The following is a 19,973-nucleotide window of genomic DNA, read 5'->3' on the forward strand; positions in this document are numbered from 1 at the left end:
GACACAAGACGCCGCATGCCTCCCTCACCCCGAGCAAAACCATGCCTGACCAGCAGAAATCAAGGCATCACGTTCGGTTGAGATACGGCTTCTGAGGCCTAGTTCAGAGAAATTCAGGCGGCGCGCCATACGGCGCTCCAGGATGAAGGCCAGCGCGTCGGCGGCATCTGGGGTGGCGTCGTGGCTGCCGGGGTCATCGCTGATGACACCGCGCAGGGCGTCGAGGGAGAGGACCTGCGTCGTGGGCCAGGTGTTGGCGAGCGTGGACTTTCCGGCGCCAGAGGCTCCGATGAGGATCACCAGGGCGTTCTCTGGCAGGTTCGGATAGAGCGGTGAGGTCACGGGATGCGTTCTCCTTGCGGGTCCAGGACGCGGGTGGCCCAGTGGATGCGTTGGCCGGTGTTGTCGGTAAGGAGCGCGGCGGCTTCGTGCAGCGGGCACGAGGCATCACCGTCGCCATCGGGTTCGAGGCGTTCGGCGGTGTGGGCGGCGACGGTGAGCAGCTGCGAGAGCGAGCCGAGGCCGCCGTCCTGCGGGTCAGCTTCGTGACGGAGCTCGCGCAGGATCTCCGCGAGCTCCTGTGCGTCGATGTCGCCGGTGAGTTCGTCTTGGATCTGTTGGAGGGCGAGCTTCGGCCGAGGCGCGGACGCGGTCGACGCGGGTATGGGTGGTCATCGCTGCCGCCGTGTCACAGCGCGGTGCCGGTGGCGGCCAGCGCAAGCAGGGCCAGGGCGGCGAGGCTGAGGTCGACCGCGCGCCGCAGGGACGGCGAGCGCACCGAAGACCTTGGTCGGCAGCGGCAGCTCCTTGTCGGTGACGCTGGCGAGTCCGGCGAGCACGGCGCCGTTGAAGGCCAGTAGTAAGGAGGCCTTGCCGTCCGCGCGTACTCCAATAATCTCGTTTGCGACCGAGGCGCAGGTGGCGTCCAGGTTCTTGTCGGTGGGGGAGCCGTGGATGGTAGTGGTCATGTGCGGGGGTTCTCCTTGTCGTGGAGGGGGCGTGGCGGCCGCACCGCGTGGTGGGCCGCCCGGCCCGGTTTCCGAACGGTGTTCGTCGGGGAACGGCAGGTGAGGCAGGAGCCGGATACGGAGATCGCGCCGGTCGGACCAGCAGCCGCACGCGTTCATCTCCGGGAAGGCGCCGCCGACCTACCAGCCGCCGTCGCCGTCGCCGTGGCAATTAGGGCAGTGCGGCGGGCCTTGTCGGCGTGATGTCGTGAGGGGCTGTCAGATGCTGATGGTTGTGGTTGGCCCAGAAGCAGCCGGCCCCCCGCTCTGGCGGTCCCCCGGCGCGTACGTCCGCGGAAGCAGGCGGCGGACGCCGGGGCCATGACCAGCAGGCTGCTGGATGTGGTCGATTCGATGAAGTGGAGCATCGCATCCTGCCGGCCACCAGGTGGGCCACGCGCTCACCCGTCTCGTGCTCGGGGAGAGCGCGGCGCGCCGCAAGTACCGGAGTTTCGATCGCAGCATGGGGAAGTCGCTTCGGCGTCAGCGGCCTTCTCACTGGTGCGGACGGGCGAACCAGTCTCTGGTGTCCTCCCTCGTAGAGAGGACGATCACGAGGATGCCGACTGCCCCGCCAACGCCCCACGCGCCGTGATGTGTCATCACGGTGACCGCGCTGCCGGTGACGATCAATGAGCCGATGACGACCGCGCCGACTCGGACGCCGTTGCCGCCGTTGGCGAACCTCGCCGCAATGACCATCGAGGCCACGGCCAGCGTCGCGAACAGGCCCGCCGCAAGGAGGAGCAAGCCCACCATCAGCTGACCCAGGGCACCGGTCTCCAGGATGGCTGCGACCACCGCGAACCACAGGCCAGCGACGATGCTCATTGCGCCCACGACGAAGAGCATGGCGCGAACGGATCTGGCCGTGTCGGGCATTTGGCTCATGTGGTTCCTTTGAACGTCCTTACGTGGACGGGGCCAGCACTCGGCGCCCGGTCACCAGTCTTTGCCCTGCACCGGTGCGGGTCGCCGTGGCGGGGGCCACGGGATCAACATGGTAGGAGCACGGGCGGGGCGATACGAAGTGTTGCCAGCTGCGTTCCCGGTAGGCCGGTGAGGTCCGGAACGGCGACTACTACGCCTTCGACACTCTCTCCCTCGCATCGAGGCGCGGGCGACGTGGCCAGGAGCGACTACAGCACTCTTGAGAAGCTGGTCGCAGCTCGGTTCGGCCCGAAAATTTCCCCCGCGCGTCCAGTGCATCGCTTCCGCCTTCGCGTTATTGGAGGCCGGAGCCGGTGCGCTGGTAGATGTCGGGGATGCCGTCGGCGTCGTCGTCGCGTGTTTCTTCTTCGTACAGGCGGCGGTAGATCCTGTTGCGGCGTTTGATCAGGAGGGCGGCGAGAGAGGCGGCGATGAGGGAGCCGAGCAGTACCGCGGCTTTGATGTGTTCGGCTTCGGAGGGATCGGGGAAAGCAAGTTCGCCGATCAGCAGTGCCACGGTGAAGCCGATACCGGCCAGGACTGCGAGCGCGAGGACATCAGCCCAGGCCAGCTCGGGGTTGAGCTTGGCTCGTGTGAAGCGGGCGGCGAGGTAGGTGCCGGCGAAGATGCCGATGGTCTTGCCGATGACGAGACCCAGGACGACCCCGAGCGGTTCCGGACGGGTGAACACCTCGCCAAGGGAGGCGGCGGAGACGCCGACGCCGGCGGCGAAGAGCGCGAAGAGGGGCACGGCGACGCCCGCCGAGATCGGGTGCAGCAGGTGCGAGGTCCGCTCGGCGGGTGAAGCGGTCTCGTTCTTGTCGCGGGTGGTGCGCAGGATCAGACCCATGGCCACGCCGGCAACGGTGGCGTGGACGCCGCCGTTGTACATCAGGGCCCAGATGGCGACGCCGAGCGGGACGTACCACCACCAGCCCGTGACGCGGAAGCGCTGGAGAACGTAGAAGACGACCAGCCCGGCGAGGGTTCCGCCCAGGGCCACGAAGTTCAGATCGCTGGTGAAGAAGATCGCGATGATGAGGATCGCGCCGAGGTCGTCGACGATGGCGAGCGTGAGCAGAAAGGCGCGGAGCGCGGCGGGCAGGTGGGTGCTCAGGACGGCAAGGACCGCGAGGGCGAAGGCGATATCGGTGGCCATGGGCACGGCCCAGCCGTCCAGGCTGCCCCCGTAGGCTGCGGCGGTGGCCGCGTACACGGCGGCCGGCGCCACCATGCCGCACAGTGCAGCGACGACCGGCAGCGCGGCTGTGGCGGGGGTGCGCAGCTCCCCGACAACGAGCTCGCGCTTCAGCTCTATCCCGGCGACCAGGAAGAAGATGCTGAGCAGTCCGTCAGCGGCCCAGTGCTCGACCGAGAGGTCAAGGCCGAGTGCGCGAATGCCGAAGTGGAAGTCGCGTACCTGCTCATAGGCCCCGCTCCACGGAGTGTTCGCCCACACCAGCGCCACCACAGCGGCGGCGAGCAGCACCAGTCCGCCGACCGTTTCCGTTCGCAGTGCCTGGGTCACGGCTGTGCGTTCCGGCCATGGCAGCAGGCCGAGGAAGGTGGAACGCTCGCGGGGGGCAGCGGCCATCAGAAAAGACCTCCGGGGCATCGGCGTGAGGGCATACGGCCCCTAGGACGCCGACCAGACTTCCCGGCACACCCCGCGTCCGATACCGCCGCCGTGGGCGGCTGCTGACGCGTTCCTCATACCCTAACCGCCTGCCCGTGATCCCACCAGATGCCGTTTCACCTGCTGAAACGCAGGCGAGCAGGCCGTACACACCAAGGGCGCAGGGTGTGTACGGACCTGCTCAGGAGCCGGGCCGCGGCGCGGGTCAGGCACCCGCACGTCGCGTACGGCGGCGCGAGCTTGCCTGTGCGTGCAGCACCCGGGAATGCATCCGACTTCCGCGCAGGGCAGTCTTGGGTTCGTGTCCTCACTTGTTCCTCAGCAGGCTCAACAGCCCACACCGACAGGGCAGATGGTGGTCTGTGGCGACGACGCACTTGCTACGCGCCTCGCTGCCGAGCTGCACGATGTCTATGGGGAGAGGGTGACGCTCCTTGTACCGTCTTCCCGCTCATCCGTGAGCCGACGGCCGACCGTGGCTCCGAACAGGCTCCGGGCCTCGGCGCTCTTCGGGCGGGTGTCCGCCGCAGTCACCCGGCCGGGCGGCGCCGACGCGGTGGGCTCGAGCGGTGAATTCCTGCTCCCTGTGCGGGAGGTGGAGGCGACCGAGCCGTTGGACGAGGCGCTGCGCGAGGCGGGTGTGGAGCAGGCCGCGGCGCTCGCCCTGGTGTACGACGACGATGAGACCAACATCCGGGCAGCGCTGACTGCCCGTCGGCTCAACCCCCGTCTACGGCTGGTGATCCGGCTCTACAACCGCAAGCTGGGCCAGCATCTGGAGGGGCTGCTCGACCAGGCCGCCCTGGTCGCGACGCCGGGCCTGGATCCGGTGGCGCTGGACGCCTCCACCACGGTGCTCTCCGATGCCGACACCGCCGCCCCCGCGCTCGCGGCAACTGCCGTGGCCGGAACGAGCAAGGTCGTCCAGGCTGACGGACTGCTGCTGCGCGCCGTGGAGCGCACCCCGCCCGGGCGTGGGGAGGTACCGGATCCCGGTCTGTGCACGCTCGCCCTGCTGTCGTCCACGACGAACGACCCGGCGGGTGCGGAGGGATCCGACAGCAGCGGCGTCCAGGGGCCGCTGCTGTTGCCCGACGATGCCACGGTCACGGCGGCGACCGGACGGGGGACGGTGGTCCTGGAGGCGGTCTCGTACGCGGGGCCACAGGTGCTGCCCCGTCGCCTGGTCGGCCGCGGCGCCCCACTCGGCGAGATTTTCTCGCGGAGGTTGCGCTGGGCCCTCGCCGGTGGTGCCGCGGCCGTGATTGTCCTGGCCATTGCTTCCTGGCTCACCACTGGTGACCACCCCCTGCACGCCGTCTATCTCACGCTTCTCGATCTGTTCGCCATCGGGGATCCGGCGGTGGGTGAGCCCACCGCCCGTCAGGTGCTGCAGCTTCTTGCCGGGCTGGTGGGGCTTGCGCTGCTGCCGGTTCTCGTGGCCAGTGCGCTGGAGGCCCTGGGTGCGTTCCGCGGAGCGCACGCGCTGCTCCGGCCGCCGCGGGGACTGTCCGGGCACGTGGTGCTGCTCGGTCTGGGCAAGGTCGGCACCCGGGTCCTGGGCAGGCTGCGTGAACTCGACATTCCGGTGGTGTGCGTCGAGGAGGACCCGGAAGCGCGGGGCATCCCGTTGGCACGGCGGCTGCGCGTACCCGTGGTGCTGGGCGATGTCACCCAGGAGGGGGTGCTGGAAGCCGCCAAGGTTCACCGTGCCCATGCCCTGCTGGCTCTGACGAGCGCCGACACCACGAATCTGGAGGCGGCGCTGTACGCCCGTACCGTCAAGCCGGATCTGCGGGTGGCGCTGCGCCTGTACGACGACGACTTCGCCACCGCTGTCTATCGCACCCTTCGGGCCGCGCACCCCGAGGCTCTCACCCGCAGCCGAAGTGTCTCCACGCTCGCCGCGCCCGCGTTCGCCGGGGCGATGATGGGGCGCCAGATTCTTGGTGCCATCCCGGTCGAGCGCAAGGTGCTGCTGTTCGCCGCGCTCGATGTCGCCGGGCATCCGCAGTTCGAGGGCCTGACGGTCGCCGAGGCGTTCCGGCCCGGTGCGTGGCGAGTGATCGCCCTGGACACGGCCGAGCCCGCCGAGCGCCGTCCCGATCTGGCCGCGACGCGACCCGACGGAGGTGGCGGGAGCGCCGGACTGCTGTGGGACCTCCACCCCGGCTACGTCCTGCAGTCCCAGGACCGTGTCGTCCTCGCCGCAACCCGCCGCGGGCTGGCGGAGATCCTGGGGCGGACTGCACCCCGCCCGGGCCCGCGGCCCTGACTCCTCAGAGGTCCTGGTTCGGCCAGTCGAGCAGGCGGGCGCCGATGACCGCCGTCTGGAGGGTGTAGCGGTGGACGGGGTCTCCTGGGTCGGCGCCCGTGAGCTTGTGGATCCGGTCGAGCCGGTACGTCATCGCCCGCACACTCAAAGAGAGCCGCCGGGCCGCCTCGGCGGCCACACAGCCCGTGTCGAAGTACGCTGCGAGCGTGTCGATCAGCGGCTGGGCCCCGCCACGGGCGCTTTTGAGCGGGCCGAGGGCACTGCGCACGAGCTCGGCCATGGCCTGCCGGTCCCGGGTCAGCACCGGGTAGACCAAGAGATCCGAGGCGTGCAGCACAGGGTCCCCCAGGCCCATGCGGTCGGCCAGCTCGAGGGCGTTCAGCGCCTCCTCGTATGAGTGGACGACTCCTCCGGCGCCGGTATGGGCGCGGCCAACAGCCACTTGGCCATCGCCTGTCGCCGCATAGGCCTGCTTGGCGAAGAAGCTGAGCACGTCGGACTGGTCACCCGGAGCGATGCAGATCAGCCGGCCGTCCTTCGTGGTCAACAGGATGCGACGGTTCCCGAAACGCGCAACGAGCGAGGACTCGATTCTGCGCGTGATGGGGGATCCGTCGTCGTGCGGAACGGTGCCCTCCGCCACGGCGACCGCATGAGCATGGGACAACAGCAGTCCGAAGCGTTCGGCGCGTTCAGCGAGACGGCCCAGGTCGCTGCGCCCGTAGAGCAGGTCGTCGATGAACTCCCGGCGGGCCGCCTCTTCCTGGCGCACCGCTAGACGCTGTGCTCGCTCGTGACCCTCGGCGAAGGCGTCCACGGCCTGCTCGACAGCGGCGAGAAGGTGGTCGGCCTTGGCCGGCGTGAGGCCGGGCCGGACCGTCTGGGCGGCCGCGAGATGGGCCCGGACCAGCACGCGCAGTCCAATGCCTGCCTCTGCGGCCCGCTCGCCCTGGCTCCGTAGCGATTCCAGCTCGTCGCGGGTCAGTCTGCGGCTGGTCGCGCAGGCACCCGCGAGAGCCTTGGCATACCCCTCCAGATACGTCTCGGGTATCTCCTGCTCCGCCACTGCCCCTCCAGGCTATTTGACGCCAATGACGACTTCCTGACACGGGTGGTCCGGAGTGGCATGGCCTCCCAGCGTGCGGTGACCGGCATCAAGGATACGTAAAGATTGCCGGTGGCCGGCAATGCGAACAGGATTGCTGGGCTGTCAGGATCCATCACACCGAGGACAGCGGACGACAGCGGACAGCTACCTGCCGGAAGCCGGAAAGAAGCCGTGTCCCTTCCGAAGGCGCCATGTGGCCTCGGTCCAGTTACGAGGGGGATGACGATGGCCGAGTTCCTGGAGACCGCTGTCGGCTTCCCTACTTTGCTGTTCACGTCCGCGCTCGTGGTCGTCATCGCCTTCTGGCTGCTCGTGCTGCTGGGCGCCGCCGACTCCGACACGTTCGACTCCGACGTGGACACCGACGCGCTGCACCTCGGGGGAGTGCCGGTTGCCGTGTCGGTCTCGCTGCTGATCGCCCTGGGCTGGTTCTGCAGTCTCACCGGCTCCGTCGTGCTGGCTCGCACCGGTGTGTCCGGCGTCGCGTTCCATCTGCTCGGCGCGGTGCTGCTGTTCGCCTCGCTCTTCGTGGCCTGGAGGGTGACGCGGCTGCTTGTTGGGCCGCTGGCGAAGTTGTTCCCCGATGAACCCGGGCCGTCCCGGCAGGACTTCCTGGGGCTGACCTGCACCATCCGCACGGGTCGGGTGGACGCGGAGTTCGGTCAGGCGGAGGTCGTCGCGCGGGACGGCTCCACGGCGGTCGTCCAGGTCCGCCAGACCGGGACCGACGTCCTGGCGCTCGGCAGTACGGGGCTGCTGTACGCGTACGACGACGCCGGCGAGTTCTTCTGGGTCGCGCCCTTCGACACGGCGCTCGACCCGCGCGGCTGACACCGCCGCTGCCCTCAGCCTTCAGCTTTCACCTCTCACCAGGGGATTTTTCATGGATGCCATCACTATGGGCATCGGTGTGCTCATCGCCGTTGTCCTGCTCATCGCCATCGCCATGCTCTTCGTGATCAGCCGGCTGTTCCGCAAGGTGGAGCAGGGCAAGGCGCTGATCGTGTCGAAGATGCGGAAGGTCGACGTCACCTTCACCGGGCAGGTCGTCCTGCCCGTGCTCCACAAGGCCGAGGTCATGGACATCTCGGTGAAGACCATCGACATCACGCGGACCGGCCGGGACGGGCTGATCTGCAAGGACAACATCCGGGCCGACATCCGGATCTCGTTCTTCGTGAGGGTCAACAAGACCGTCGAGGACGTCGTCAAGGTCGCCCAGGCCATCGGCACCGCTCGCGCCAGCGACAAGGAGACCCTGCAGGACCTGTTCAACGCCAAGTTCTCCGAGGCCCTCAAGACGGTCGGCAAGCAGCTCGACTTCACCGACCTCTACACCAAGCGCGACGAGTTCCGGGACCGGATCATCCAGGTCATCGGCACGGATCTGAACGGCTACAGCCTCGAGGACGCGGCGATCGACTATTTGGAGCAGACACCGCTCGCGCAGCTGGACGCCTCCAACATCCTGGACGCCCAGGGCATCCGGAAGATCACCGAGCTGACGGCTGTCGAGCACGTCCGTACCAATGAGTTCCAGCGGCACGAGGAGAAGGAGCTCACCCGGCAGAACGTCGACGCCCGGGAGGCGATCCTCGAGCTGGAGCGCCGTCAGGCGGATGCCGAGATCAAGCAGAAGCGGGAGATCGAGACCGTACGGGCCCGAGAGGAGGCCGAGACGGCCCGGGTGGTCGAGGAGGAGCGGCTGCGTGCACAGAGCGCCTTCCTGAAGACGGAGGAGCAGCTCGGCATCCAGCGTGAGAACCAGGCCCGCGAGGTCGCCGTCGCCCAGAAGAACCGCGAGCGCGTCATCGCCGTCGAGAACGAGCGCATAGAGAAAGACCGTCTGCTGGAGGTCATCGCCAGGGACCGGGAGACCGAGCTGACCCGCATCTCCGCGGAGAAGGAGGTCGAGGCCGAGCGCCGGGAGATCGCCGAGGTCATCCGCGAGCGGGTTGCGGTGGACCGTACGGTCGCTGAGCAGGAGGAGTCCATCAAGAAGCTCCGGATGGTGGAGGAGGCCGAGCGCAAGCGGCAGGCCGTCGTCATTGCCGCCGAGGCCGAGGCGCAGGAGAAGCTGGTCAAGGACATCAAGGCCGCCGAAGCCGCCGAGCAGGCCGCGGTCCACCGTGCCGCGGAGGAACTCACCCTGGCTGAGGCCCGCCACAAGACCGCCGACATGGACGCCCGAGCCAAGGTCCGCCTCGCCGAGGGCATCCAGGCCGAAGCCGCGGCCGAGGGCCTGGCGGCGGTCCAGGTACGGGAGAAGGAGGCCGACGCGATCGAGAAGGCGGGCCGCGCGGAAGCCGAGGCCACCATGGCCCGGCTGAAGGCGGAGGCCCAGGGCGCCCGCGAGAAGGCGCTCGCGGAGGCCACGGCAATCGGCGAGAAGCTCAAGGCCGAGGCTGCCGGTCTCACGGAGAAGGCGGTCGCGATGGCGGCGCTGGACGAGGCGTCCCGCACCCACGAGGAGTTCCGGCTGCGTCTGGCGGCGGAGAAGGACATCCGGCTGGCCGGGCTCGACGTGCAGCGTCAGGTCGCCGAGGCGCAGGCCACGGTGCTGGCCACCGGCCTGGAGAACGCCGACATCAACATCGTCGGCGGCGAGTCCGTCTTCTTCGACCGGCTGATGTCGTCGATCGCCCTCGGTAAGAGCGTCGACGGCTTCGTCCAGCACTCGCAGACCGCGCAGGTGCTCGCCGGCCCATGGCTCGACGGCTCGGCGTCCTTCACCGACGACCTGACGAAGGTGCTGGGCTCGGTCTCGACGGCGGACATTCAGAACCTGACCGTGTCCGCGCTTCTGATGCAGCTCATGAAGACAAGCGGCGCTCCCACCGCCCAACTGAGCCAACTGCTCGACAAAGCCGGCGAGCTCGGCCTCGCCGACACTCCGCTCACCGCACTGAACGGCGGCGCGAAGAGCTGACCGGGGGGGAGCGGTCGGAGGTTCCGGAGCTGCCGTGACGGGGGTCAGCAGCTCCGGAACCTCAAGGGCACGTACAAGGGAGTTAGAAGGCATGGAGACCGGCAGGGGCGGCATGGACGCCGGAACGTACGAGGTGCTGCGCGACCGGCTCGGCGCGCAGGCCACGGAGCTTGCCCGGCGCGCCGAGGCACTCAACTCGGCCCGTATCGGAGAGTTCGGAGCCGGTGAATTCGCTCTGGCCGGCACCGAGCGCATCAGCACCGAGACTGCCTGCGTGGGGCGCGACATCGTCGCCGTCGGCGACAGACTCCTCTTCGGCCACAACGCCTCCGGGGCGCTGACACCCCGGACCACGGTCGGTGACGTCTTCTCGCTGTACGACCCTGACCTGAACCGGCTGGCGGAAGACGCCGCCCCCGGCCTTCTCGACGACGCCGACTTCGTACGGGAATTCGAGGCCCTGTGCCGCTACTTCCAGGGCGCACGGCTGCACCGGCTGCGCGTGGTCGACGGCAGAGTGCTCGCCGTCTTCCGGACCGGCGAGAAGGCCGAGGACATCCGCGTCCTGCGCTGGGAGCTCACTGCGGACGGGCGGGCACGGTTCCTGGACGCCCGCGGGGAGCGCGACCACGTCTACCCGCCCGCACATGACGTGGCCTGGGTGGAGACCATCCGCGACGACCACGTTCTCGGACGGCATCCGCATGTCTCCGTGGCTGACGGCGCCGTCTTCGTGACGACGGCCGGCGGCAGCCTCACCGTCAAAACCGAGGACAACACGGAGTCCGACCAGGGCATATACAGCGAGCCGGTCGACGAGCCTCTGCAGTCGCTCGCCGACGCGGACATCGCCTACGCCCGCGCAGGCGCGCTGATCCTCCTGCGCATCCGCCCGTACAAGGAGGGCATCGAGCGCCATCTGGTGTTCAACACCCTCACGAAGTCCGTCGTCAGGCTCGACGGCATCGGACAGTCCTGCCGCCGTCTTCCCGACGACCAGGGCATCGTCTTCCCCGGCGGATACTGCCTGGTCACGGGCACCGTGAAGAGGTTCGACACCAATACTGCGGAGGACCTGGAGTTCGAGCGCGCGGTGCGCTCCCCCAACGGCGAGGACGTGCTGTACGCGTTCCACTCCCGCCTCGACGGCCGCAGCCTGCTGCTGTCCTACAACCAGATCCGCAAGGAGATCGCCAACCCCTTCTCCTGCCAGGGCTACGCCCTCCTCGACGACGGCACACTCGTCGTCCTGCGCACGCCCGACTCCGAGGAGCCGGCCCGTGTGCACGCCGCGCAGGTGTGGCGGAGCCCATATGCATCGGACACGTACGCCGCCGCAGCTCCGGTCGGCTCCGGGCCGCTCGCCAGGATCGGCAACGCCGACCTGGTCCGCGGCCTGTCCGGCTGCCTGGCCGTCGTCCGACAGGTCGCCGAGACAGCCGCGACCACCGAAACGTACGAGGCACTCGTCGCCGCATGCACCCGTACCGCCGACGCACACCACTGGCTGGGTGACCCGGAGACCGGGGATCTGCGAACCCCGCTGGACGAGGTACGCGTCACTGCCGAGCAGGTGCTGGACGAGTTCCGGACCGTGCAGGACCTGACGCGACAGGCGGTCGACGCGCTCGCCGAGTCCGCCGGGCACATCGCCCGCCTGGTCCGGCGCATCCGCGGCGAGGCACCCGCGAGTGCCGGGGAATGGGTCGCGCGCATCACCGAACTGCGCCAGGCACACGGGCACCTGCTGACGCTGAAGGAGATGCGGTACGCCGACACCGAGCGCATCGACGAGCTCGCGACGGATGTGGAGGCCGATGTCGCCTCCGCGGCGCAGCGCGCCGTCGCCTTCCTCCAGCGCGAGGACTCCTTCACCGGCTACGACGCGGAGATCGAGAGGCTGACCGCCGACGCCGAGGCGATCATCACTGCTGCGGAGGCAGGGCCGGTCGCCCAGCGGCTGGACGAGCAGGCCTTCGGTCTGCAGTCGCTCACCGAGGTCGTCGCGGGCCTGGAGATCGGCGACGCCACCGTGCGCACCTCCATCCTGGAACGGATCGCCGAGGTCCTCGGCGGCGTCAACCGCGCCCGCGCCACCCTGGCCGGCCGACGCCGGGACCTGCTCGAACACGAGGGCCGGGCCGAGTTCGCCGCCGAATTCGCGCTGCTGGGCCAGTGGGTCACCGGTGCGCTGGCCGGCGCCGACACCCCGGAGAACTGCGACGCGCGGCTCGCCCGGCTGCTGCTCCAGATGGAGAACCTGGAGTCGCGCTTCGCCGACCACGACGACTTCCTCACCGACGTCGCGGACAAGCGCACCGAGGTCTACGAGGCGTTCTCCACCCGCAGGCAGACGCTCCAGGACACCCGAGCCCGGCGTGCCGAACGGCTCACGGAGTCGGCGACGCGGGTTCTGGAGGCGATCTCCCGCCGGGCGGCTGCCCTGGACACCCAGGACGCGGTCAACACCTACTTCGCCTCCGACCCCATGGCCGCAAAGGTCCGCCGCACCGCACAGGAGCTCCGTGCGCTCGGCGACCAGACACGCGCGGAGGAGCTCGAGGGCCGGCTGAAGGCAGCGCGCCAGGAGGCCGGCCGAGCCCTGCGCGACCGTACCGAGCTGTACGCGGACGGCGGCGAAACGATCAGGCTCGGTCGTCACCGCTTCACCGTGAGCACGCAGGCCACGGAACTCACCCTCGTCCCGCACGAGGACGGCATGGCCTTCGCCCTGACCGGCACCGACTACCGCTCGCCCGTCACAGCCCCGGAATTCCAGGACACCCGTCCGTACTGGGGCCGGCTCCTCCCGTCCGAGAACGGCGAGGTCTACCGGGCCGAACACCTCGCCGCCCGGCTGCTGGCCGAGCACGGTGCCGAAGCGCTCGCCGGAACCGATCTCCCCGCCCTCGCCCGTGAGGCCGCCGAATCGGCGTACGACGAGGGGTACGAGCGCGGCATCCACGACCACGACGCGGCCGTCATCCTCGCAGCCGTGCTGCGGCTGAGCGAGGACGCCTGGCTGCTGCGCTACCCGGCCGCCGCCCGCGCCGCGGCCCAGCTCTTCTGGACGTACGGAACGACGCCGTCGGCACGCGAGGCATGGGCCCGCCACGCCGTATCGCTGGTACGGGCACGCGAGACCTTCGGGACGGCACCCGTCCTCGACGCGCTGCGCACCGAACTGACCGATGCCATGGCCGCCTTCGTGCCCACACTGCCCTGCCTGCGATCACACCGGCAAGCGATCGCCGCCGAGTACTTGGTCGAGGAACTCGCCTCGGGGGAGCCCTTCGCCACCAGCACCGTGGCCCGCACCCTGCTCGACAAGTTCCGTCGTGCCGTCGGCTCCTCCCCGTACGAAGAGGACATACGGACACACCTCGCGGACGATGACCCGGCCGCCGCTCACCGGCTCGTCGAAGGCTGGCTCAGGTCGTACGCCGATGCCTGCGGGGAGGACGTCGACGCCGGCGACCTCGCCGAGGCCGTCGCGATCGAGCTCTGCCCCGACCTCCCGCGCCACGATGTCGACGCCCCGCTGACCAGCACCGTCAGCGGTCTGCTCGGTACGCACCCGCGGATCACCCGGCGCAGCCTCACGGTCCGCCTGGACGAATTCCTCGCCCGGACGGCGGACTTCGCCGACCGGGTGGTGCCCGGCTTCCGTGCGTACCAGCGGCTGCGCGGCACCCTCGTGGCGGCAGAGCGCACCAGGCTTCGCCTGGACGAGTACCGTCCCCGGGTCATGTCGTCGTTCGTGCGCAACCGGCTCGTCGACGAGGTCTACCTCCCTCTCATCGGTGACAACCTCTCCAAACAGCTCGGTGCCGCGGGAGACAGCAGGCGGACCGACAACAGCGGGCTGCTGCTCCTCGTCTCCCCGCCCGGCTACGGCAAAACGACCCTCATGGAGTACGTCGCGGACCGCCTCGGCCTGCTCTTGGTCAAGGTCGACGGTCCGGCGCTCGGCCACGCGACGACGTCACTCGATCCGGCCGAGGCCCCGAACGCCACAGCCCGCCGGGAGATCGAGAAGATCAACTTCGCGCTCGCGGCGGGCAACAACGTCCTGCTCTACCTGGACGACATCCAGCACACCTCTCCCGAACTGCTGCAGAAGTTCATCCCGCTGTGCGACGCCACCCGCACACTGAACGGCCATGACCTGCGGGGGAAGCGGTTCGCCGTTTGCATGGCCGGCAACCCCTACACCGAGTCCGGGCAGCGCTTCCGCATCCCCGACATGCTCGCCAACCGCGCCGACGTCTGGAATCTCGGCGACGTCCTGACCGGCAAGGAAGACGCCTTCGCGCTCAGTTTCGTCGAGAACGCCCTGACCTCGAACTCGGTCCTCGCACCACTCGCCGGCCGCGACCGCGCCGACCTGGACCTGCTCGTCCGCCTGGCCGCTGGGGGTACCACCCATGCCGAAGGCCATGGGGGAGACCCCACGGCCCGTCGCGACCGGCTCATCCACCCCTATGCCCCGGCAGAGCTCGACCGCATCCTCGCCGTGCTGCGCCACCTGCTCACCGCGCGCGAGACGGTCCTCGCGGTCAACCAGGCGTACATCGCCTCCGCCGCCCAGTCCGACGCCACCCGCACCGAACCACCGTTCCAGCTCCAAGGTTCGTACCGCAACATGAACAAGATCGCCCAGCGCATCATGCCCGTCATGAACGACGCCGAACTCGCGGCCGTCATCGACGACCACTACACGGGCGAGGCCCAGACCCTCACCACCGGAGCGGAATCCAACCTCCTCAAGCTGGCCGCCCTGCGCGGCACACTCACCAAGGAGCAGGCCGCCCGCTGGGCGGAGATCACCTCCACGTACAGACGCCACCAGGCCATGGGCGGACCGGAGGAGGATCCGCTCACCCGAGCCGTCGCCGCTCTCGGCCTCCTGGCCGACCGGGTCGCTGCGGTGGAGTCCGCGATTGTCCGCGCTGCCGATCCCCGCCGCATGCTCACCAACCCGAATGCCCAGCACGCGGCCCCGTGGCGGTAAGCCGGCAGAGGCAAGCGGACCACTCGCAGATTGTGGCGCGCATCATGAGCGGTCACGAGCGCGCGACCGCAGGGACGACGGGCGACCGCGTGCCCGTCCACAGAGCACCGCATCAGCCGACCGACTGGCCCGTTGTCCCGTGTCCTTGCCGTGCAGGACGAAGGGGCTCCCCAGCGAGCCCAGGCTGCGACCTGCCCAAAGGGTGGTTCAACTGCCCTGCTGCAAGGGGGCATCGGGCCAGCCCAGGGGGTGGATGCCGCCGTCCTCGACAGTTGCGTCGGGTTCTCCGCCGGCCCGGGTGAATGTGGTGAGCGCCTCGATCAGCGCGGCGCGTTGACCCGGGGCGAGGCGCTCCACGATCGATGCGATCTCCCGGCGGCGCCTGGCCGTGACGTCGTCGACGAGCCTGCGGCCTTCGTGCGTGAGCTGCAGCACGGTCTCACGCCGGTTGTCGGGATTGATGTGCCAGTCTGCCAGGCCCGCTGCGACCATCCGGTCGATCATGCGCGTCGCTGTCGAAGGGTTCACTCCGAGCAGTTCTGCGAGCACCACCAGCTTGGCCGACCCATGAGTGGACAACACCACCAGCAGACGGAACTGGGGCAGCGTTACCCGGTCCTCCACGGCGGCAAGGGAGCGTGCGGAGACAGCCACCAGCAGGCGGGACGCGGTCAGCACGGCACGGGTCACCGCGTCGACGTCGCCGGCGCTCTCCGCGGACTGTGCTCTCTCGGTCATGCCCCCTTTTCTATCGTGCCCGGCTGCTGCGCGGTCTCCGCCCCCGTCGCCCGCCGGCCTCGGCCCGTCACCACTGACGTGGTATCGCAGCAGCAGCATCGCTGCGTCGTCGTGGAGGGGCCCCTCGACGTGCTGGACCAGGTCCTCGCGCAACGTCCGGAGAGCCGCCTCGGGGTCCGGGTTCTCGAGCAGGACAGCCCGCTCGTCGAGCGGGTAGAAGCGGTTCGCACGGTCCCTGGCTTCGGTGACACCGTCGGTGTACAGCAGGAGCTGGTCCCCGGGAGTGAAATCCGCCGCGTACGGCTCCGGGCCGCCCATGCTGTGTATCCCCAGGCCGAGTGGGAGCGCGTTGCGGGGCGGCTCGGCAAAATGCGCGGCGCCGCCACGAGAACGGTCAGACCGTGTGCGGCCCAGGCGGTCTCGACCTGCTCGCGGGTGGGGTTGGCAGGGTCGTACCCGTAGAACATGATCTCTTCGTTGGTGTACTCGTGGTTGACCACGAGCAGCTGGTGACCGTGACGACGGGGGAGGCCCAGCAGCGCCATGTAGTCGCAGTTGTAGCCGAACTGCCGGCCCTGGGCCTTCGCGCTCTGGCGGCGCGGGTCGAAGCGCGGCGCGCCGTGGAGTACGGGGTCCCCCCAGCGAATGACGATCTGCTGCGCATAACCGGGCGGCACGGTTACGGCGTCTGCGGTGTTCGGCGGCACTGGCTCGAAGCGCAGGCCCCGCGGCAGCGGTCCGCCCGTCGTGCGGTCGGATTCCGCAGGGGCTGCGGCAGCCGTTGCCGTCAGGCCGCCGGCGGAGGCGGCCAGGGCGAGGACCGTGGTCCCTTTGAGTACGCCTCTGCGGGACATTGCGTGCTGGACTACGTCACCGAAGTAGGTATTGAGGGAGCGGTTTGGAGCATCGTGGGAGCAGGCGCTGCCACACCGGTAGCGGCACGTCAGTGCGGACCGGGTGGTGTTGTGGTCGGCCAGTACGGGCAGTTCAGCACCGTTCGAGCGGTCGTCGGGCACGGGTTCCTCCACGCGGAGTCGAGGGGACTGGGCGGCCGCAAGCCGCCCGGACATAGGTGACTGTCGATCTGTGACGCTAGGGGCGCCCAGTCCGACCGGATGGGGATGAACGGTGAACTCCGATCGAACTCTGCGAGGTCGCGTCCGAGCGAGCGCGCTTCCATGGAGGCCGCTTCGTTCACTTCAAACGCACGCTCCTGTCAACGGGGCGAGCCTTCGGCTGCATGGTGACGGATTGAATGCCACGTGCAGCACATAAGAACAAGATCCATCTATATAGATAACCCGCTATCGTTCATGCTTGGTGGGGCCCTCGTACACCCCTTGTTCATATAGGCGAGCTTCGATCCAGGTGTCCGAACGGAGCGCGCTGCGCACCTGATCCAGACAGCCGGGAGCTACCCGGCAGACACGAGGGTCGAGAGTCGTGAACATTTCCACTTCGTTGCGCCGGGCCAAGGCTCCCTTGGCTCTGACGGCTGTTGTGATGCTGGCCGCGAGCGCGTGCGGCGGCGCCGACGCCGGCGGCTCCAGTAGTGGTGAGAGCGGCGACAAGCTGGCGGGGACCATCAAGGTCGACGGCTCCAGCACGGTCGCGCCGCTGAGCACCGCAGCGGCTCAGCTCTTCCAGGCCAAGAACTCCGGAGTCAAGGTCACGGTCGGCACGTCCGGGACCGGTGGCGGTTTCGAGAAGTTCTGTGCCGGCGAGACCGACATCTCCGACGCCTCCCGTCCGATCAAGGACGAAGAGAAGGCGGCGTGCGAGAAGAAGGGCATCAAGTTCGAGGAGCTCACGATCGCCAACGACGGTCTGTCCGTCGTGGTGAGCAAGGACAACGACTTCGTCGACTGCCTGACCGTCGAGCAGCTGAAGAAGATCTGGGAGCCCAAGTCCAAGGTCAACAACTGGAACCAGGTCGACCCGAAGTTCCCGAACCAGAAACTGGAGCTGTTCGGCGCCGGCACCGACTCGGGCACCTTCGACTACTTCACCGACGCGATCAACGGCGAAGAGGGTGCTTCCCGCACCGACTACAGCCCGAGCGAGGACGACAACGTCACCGTCCAGGGCGTCTCGGGCTCCAAGGGCGGCCTGGGCTACTTCGGTCTCTCCTACTACGAGGAGAACAAGGACAAGCTCAAGGCTCTGAAGATCGACGGCGGCGACGGCTGCGTCGCCCCGACCGTGGAGACCGTGCAGGACGGCAGCTACAAGCCGCTCTCCCGCCCGCTGTTCATCTACCCGAAGGCGACTTCCCTGGATAAGAAGGAAGTCGAGGCCTTCGTCGAGTTCTACGTCGAGAACAACGCCGACATCGCCAAGAAGTCCCAGTTCGTGCCGCTGAACGCGACGCAGGAGACCGAGCTGAAGAAGGACCTCGAGACCCTCAAGGCGCAGCACAAGTCATGAGTTCCTCCATCTCTGGGCGGCGGGCCGCTTCAGGAAGCCCCGGCTTCCTGAAGCGGTCCCAGCCGCGTCACGGCGAGAAGGCCATCAAGGTCCTGCTGGTGGCCGCCTCGCTGGTCTCGGTGATGACGACGATCGGCATCGTCATCGCCCTGATCCCACCGGCGATCACTTTCTTCGGGAAGGTGAACTTCGGGGAATTCATCATCGGGACCGACTGGTCGCCGCTGTTCAAGCCGCCTTCCTTCGGTGTCATCCCGCTGGTGACCGGCACTCTCATGGTCACGTTGATCGCGCTGCTCGTGGCTGTGCCGCTGGGCCTGGGCGCGGCCGTGTACTTGAGCGAGTACGCCAACCCGCGGGTGCGGAAGTTCTTCAAGCCGATGCTGGAAGTCCTCGCGGGCATTCCCACTGTCGTCTACGGCTTCTTCGCGCTGAAGGCCATCACGCCACTGCTCCAGGACATCTGGCCGGGAGGTGAGGGCCCGCAGGTCTTCAACGCCCTGGCAGCCGGCTTCGTCATGGGCGTCATGATCATCCCGACGATCGCCTCGCTCGCCGAGGACTCGATGAGTGCGGTGCCGCGCGCCCTGCGCGACGGCGCGTTTGCCCTGGGGTCCTCGCGGATGCAGGTCTCCACGCGCGTGGTGTTCCCGGCGGCCCTCTCAGGCATTGTCGCCGCCGTTGTGCTGGGCATCTCCCGGGCGCTGGGCGAGACGATGATCGTGGCCATCGCAGCAGGCGGGCGCCCCAATCTTTCCTTCGACCCGCTTGAGGGCATGCAGACAATGACTGCGTTCATTGCCGCGGCGGGCATCGGCGACCTGCCCACCGGCTCCATCGGATACCAGACGATCTTCGCGGTGGGCTCTCTGCTCTTTGTGATGACGCTGGTGATGAACCTGCTGAGCATCCGTCTCGTGCGCAAGTACCGCGAGGTGTACGAATGAGTGCCGTCATCGAACGCGACCCCGTGAGGGACGTTCCGGAGGCCCCCAGGCTCAAGGGCCGGGGTATCCCGTGGCGTGAACGGTTCTTCCAACTCAGCCTCTGGACGTCACTGGCCGTGGGCGTGGTCTTCCTTGCCTCGCTGCTCACCTACGTCGTCGTCGAGGGCTGGCCGCGCCTGGACCCGCGGATCTGGACGAACTTCCCCGACATCATCGACCCGTCGAATGCCGGCGCGCAGTCCGCGATCATGGGCACGGTCTGGGTCATCGGCTTCACCGCGCTGTATTGCCTGCCGACCGGCATCCTCACCGCGATCTACCTGGAGGAGTACGCCGATCCCGACCGGTGGTGGAACCGCGCGATCGAGATCAACATCCAGAACCTGGCAGCGGTGCCATCGATCGTCTACGGCATCCTCGGGCTGGGAGTCATTTCCCGCGGCCTGGGCTTCGGCCAGACCGTCCTGACCGCCTCGCTGACGCTGTCGCTGCTGGTGTTGCCGGTGGTGATCATCTCCTCACGGGAGGCGATCCGGGCGGTGCCGCAGTCGATCCGTCAAGCCTCGCTCGCGCTGGGCGCCACTCAGTGGCAGACCATCCGGCGCCAGGTCCTTCCCGCTGCGGTGCCCGGCATGGCAACCGGATCGATCCTGGCCCTGTCCCGCGCGATCGGAGAGGCCGCGCCTCTGCTGCTGCTGGGCGGGCTGACGTTCATCACGTTCAACCCCACTGGCGTGCAGAGCCAGTTCACCGTCCTCCCGATTCAGATCTTCAACTGGATCAGCCAGTCCCGTGCCGAGTTCACCGCACTCGCCTCCGCCGCGATCGTCATTCTCCTGGTGATCCTGCTGGCGATGAACTCCGTGGCCATCTGGCTCCGCAACCGCTACAGCCGCAAGTGGTGACCGCCATGACTTCGGCTACCGACCAGCTCGAACTGCCCGCCGACTCTCCGCAGGAGA

The 19,973-nt window shown here is 68.6% G+C and carries 13 protein-coding genes and 2 pseudogenes; 7 read left to right on the top strand and 8 right to left on the bottom strand.

Annotated elements, in window-relative coordinates; all coding sequences use genetic code 11:
- Positions 1-24: 24 nt before the first annotated feature.
- From ACFYWI_RS35525 to nhaA, 4 genes are all read right to left on the bottom strand, one after another.
- Positions 25-342: an AAA family ATPase gene (locus tag ACFYWI_RS35525; RefSeq protein WP_389239921.1), complete on the bottom strand. Its 318-nt coding sequence runs from the start codon at positions 340-342 to the stop codon at positions 25-27.
- Between the two features lie 329 nt (positions 343-671).
- Entirely contained in the window at positions 672-968 is a 297-nt protein-coding gene (locus ACFYWI_RS35530) for a hypothetical protein (protein WP_389239922.1), read from the bottom strand.
- Positions 969-1,502: 534 nt separating this feature from the next.
- On the bottom strand, positions 1,503-1,859 hold the full coding sequence (locus ACFYWI_RS35535; protein WP_389239923.1) for a hypothetical protein: 357 nt from the start codon (positions 1,857-1,859) through the stop codon (positions 1,503-1,505).
- Positions 1,860-2,232: 373 nt separating this feature from the next.
- On the bottom strand, positions 2,233-3,531 hold the full coding sequence (gene nhaA, locus ACFYWI_RS35540) for a Na+/H+ antiporter NhaA (protein WP_389239924.1): 1,299 nt from the start codon (positions 3,529-3,531) through the stop codon (positions 2,233-2,235).
- Positions 3,532-3,925: 394 nt separating this feature from the next.
- Between nhaA and ACFYWI_RS35545 the strand changes: the two genes are divergently transcribed.
- Positions 3,926-5,848 carry an NAD-binding protein gene (locus ACFYWI_RS35545; protein ID WP_389239970.1) on the top strand — a complete coding sequence of 641 codons (1,923 nt, stop codon included), beginning with the start codon at positions 3,926-3,928 and terminating at the stop codon, positions 5,846-5,848.
- Positions 5,849-5,852: 4 nt separating this feature from the next.
- Here the strand turns inward: ACFYWI_RS35545 and ACFYWI_RS35550 are convergent, their stop codons facing one another.
- Entirely contained in the window at positions 5,853-6,914 is a 1,062-nt protein-coding gene (locus ACFYWI_RS35550; RefSeq protein ID WP_389239925.1) for a PucR family transcriptional regulator, read from the bottom strand.
- A 267-nt stretch (positions 6,915-7,181) separates the two neighbouring features.
- Here ACFYWI_RS35550 and ACFYWI_RS35555 point away from each other — a divergent pair, with 267 nt between their 5' ends.
- From ACFYWI_RS35555 to ACFYWI_RS35565, 3 genes are all read left to right on the top strand, one after another.
- Entirely contained in the window at positions 7,182-7,787 is a 606-nt protein-coding gene (locus ACFYWI_RS35555) for a hypothetical protein (RefSeq protein WP_389239926.1), read from the top strand.
- Between the two features lie 52 nt (positions 7,788-7,839).
- On the top strand, positions 7,840-9,885 hold the full coding sequence (locus tag ACFYWI_RS35560) for an SPFH domain-containing protein (protein WP_389239927.1): 2,046 nt from the start codon (positions 7,840-7,842) through the stop codon (positions 9,883-9,885).
- A gap of 91 nt (positions 9,886-9,976) precedes the next feature.
- Positions 9,977-14,899 carry a DNA repair ATPase gene (locus ACFYWI_RS35565; RefSeq protein ID WP_389239928.1) on the top strand — a complete coding sequence of 1,641 codons (4,923 nt, stop codon included), beginning with the start codon at positions 9,977-9,979 and terminating at the stop codon, positions 14,897-14,899.
- A gap of 207 nt (positions 14,900-15,106) precedes the next feature.
- Here ACFYWI_RS35565 and ACFYWI_RS35570 read toward each other — a convergent pair whose 3' ends face one another.
- The 3 genes and pseudogenes from ACFYWI_RS35570 to ACFYWI_RS35580 form a co-directional block, all read right to left on the bottom strand.
- Complete coding sequence (locus tag ACFYWI_RS35570; protein WP_389239929.1) at positions 15,107-15,637, bottom strand: MarR family winged helix-turn-helix transcriptional regulator; 531 nt, start codon at positions 15,635-15,637, stop codon at positions 15,107-15,109.
- Between the two features lie 81 nt (positions 15,638-15,718).
- A pseudogene (locus ACFYWI_RS35575) lies at positions 15,719-16,018 on the bottom strand (SpoIIE family protein phosphatase); the annotation flags it as partial.
- A 62-nt stretch (positions 16,019-16,080) separates the two neighbouring features.
- Positions 16,081-16,707 (bottom strand): annotated as a pseudogene (locus tag ACFYWI_RS35580) (alkaline phosphatase PhoX); the annotation flags it as partial.
- Positions 16,708-17,080: 373 nt separating this feature from the next.
- Here ACFYWI_RS35580 and ACFYWI_RS35585 point away from each other — a divergent pair.
- From ACFYWI_RS35585 to pstA, 3 genes are read left to right on the top strand one after another with little or no spacing between them, the layout of a single operon-like run.
- Complete coding sequence (locus ACFYWI_RS35585; protein ID WP_389239930.1) at positions 17,081-18,064, top strand: PstS family phosphate ABC transporter substrate-binding protein; 984 nt, start codon at positions 17,081-17,083, stop codon at positions 18,062-18,064.
- Positions 18,061-19,011, top strand: coding sequence for a phosphate ABC transporter permease subunit PstC (gene pstC, locus ACFYWI_RS35590; protein ID WP_389239931.1), 951 nt, complete (start codon positions 18,061-18,063; stop codon positions 19,009-19,011). The genes ACFYWI_RS35585 and pstC overlap by 4 nt, the downstream gene beginning before the upstream one ends.
- The gene (pstA, locus tag ACFYWI_RS35595; protein WP_389239932.1) at positions 19,008-19,916 is read left to right on the top strand and encodes a phosphate ABC transporter permease PstA; all 909 of its coding nucleotides are present in this window, start codon (positions 19,008-19,010) and stop codon (positions 19,914-19,916) included. The genes pstC and pstA overlap by 4 nt, the downstream gene beginning before the upstream one ends.
- Positions 19,917-19,973: the final 57 nt, after the last annotated feature.

The sequence above is a fragment of the Streptomyces sp. NPDC002889 genome, assembly GCF_042888425.1.
Classification (GTDB): Bacteria; Actinomycetota; Actinomycetes; order Streptomycetales; family Streptomycetaceae; genus Streptomyces.

Excerpts from the sequence above, each read along its gene's own strand:
- ACFYWI_RS35530 (WP_389239922.1), bottom strand. The coding sequence starts at position 968 with ATGACCACTACCATCCACGGCTCCCCCACCGACAAGAACCTGGACGCC.
- ACFYWI_RS35535 (WP_389239923.1), bottom strand. The coding sequence starts at position 1,859 with ATGCTCTTCGTCGTGGGCGCAATGAGCATCGTCGCTGGCCTGTGGTTC.
- nhaA (WP_389239924.1), bottom strand. The coding sequence starts at position 3,531 with ATGGCCGCTGCCCCCCGCGAGCGTTCCACCTTCCTCGGCCTGCTGCCA.
- ACFYWI_RS35545 (WP_389239970.1), top strand. The coding sequence starts at position 3,926 with ATGGTGGTCTGTGGCGACGACGCACTTGCTACGCGCCTCGCTGCCGAG.
- ACFYWI_RS35555 (WP_389239926.1), top strand. The coding sequence starts at position 7,182 with ATGGCCGAGTTCCTGGAGACCGCTGTCGGCTTCCCTACTTTGCTGTTC.
- ACFYWI_RS35560 (WP_389239927.1), top strand. The coding sequence starts at position 7,840 with ATGGATGCCATCACTATGGGCATCGGTGTGCTCATCGCCGTTGTCCTG.
- ACFYWI_RS35565 (WP_389239928.1), top strand. The coding sequence starts at position 9,977 with ATGGAGACCGGCAGGGGCGGCATGGACGCCGGAACGTACGAGGTGCTG.
- ACFYWI_RS35570 (WP_389239929.1), bottom strand. The coding sequence starts at position 15,637 with ATGACCGAGAGAGCACAGTCCGCGGAGAGCGCCGGCGACGTCGACGCG.
- pstC (WP_389239931.1), top strand. The coding sequence starts at position 18,061 with ATGAGTTCCTCCATCTCTGGGCGGCGGGCCGCTTCAGGAAGCCCCGGC.
- pstA (WP_389239932.1), top strand. The coding sequence starts at position 19,008 with ATGAGTGCCGTCATCGAACGCGACCCCGTGAGGGACGTTCCGGAGGCC.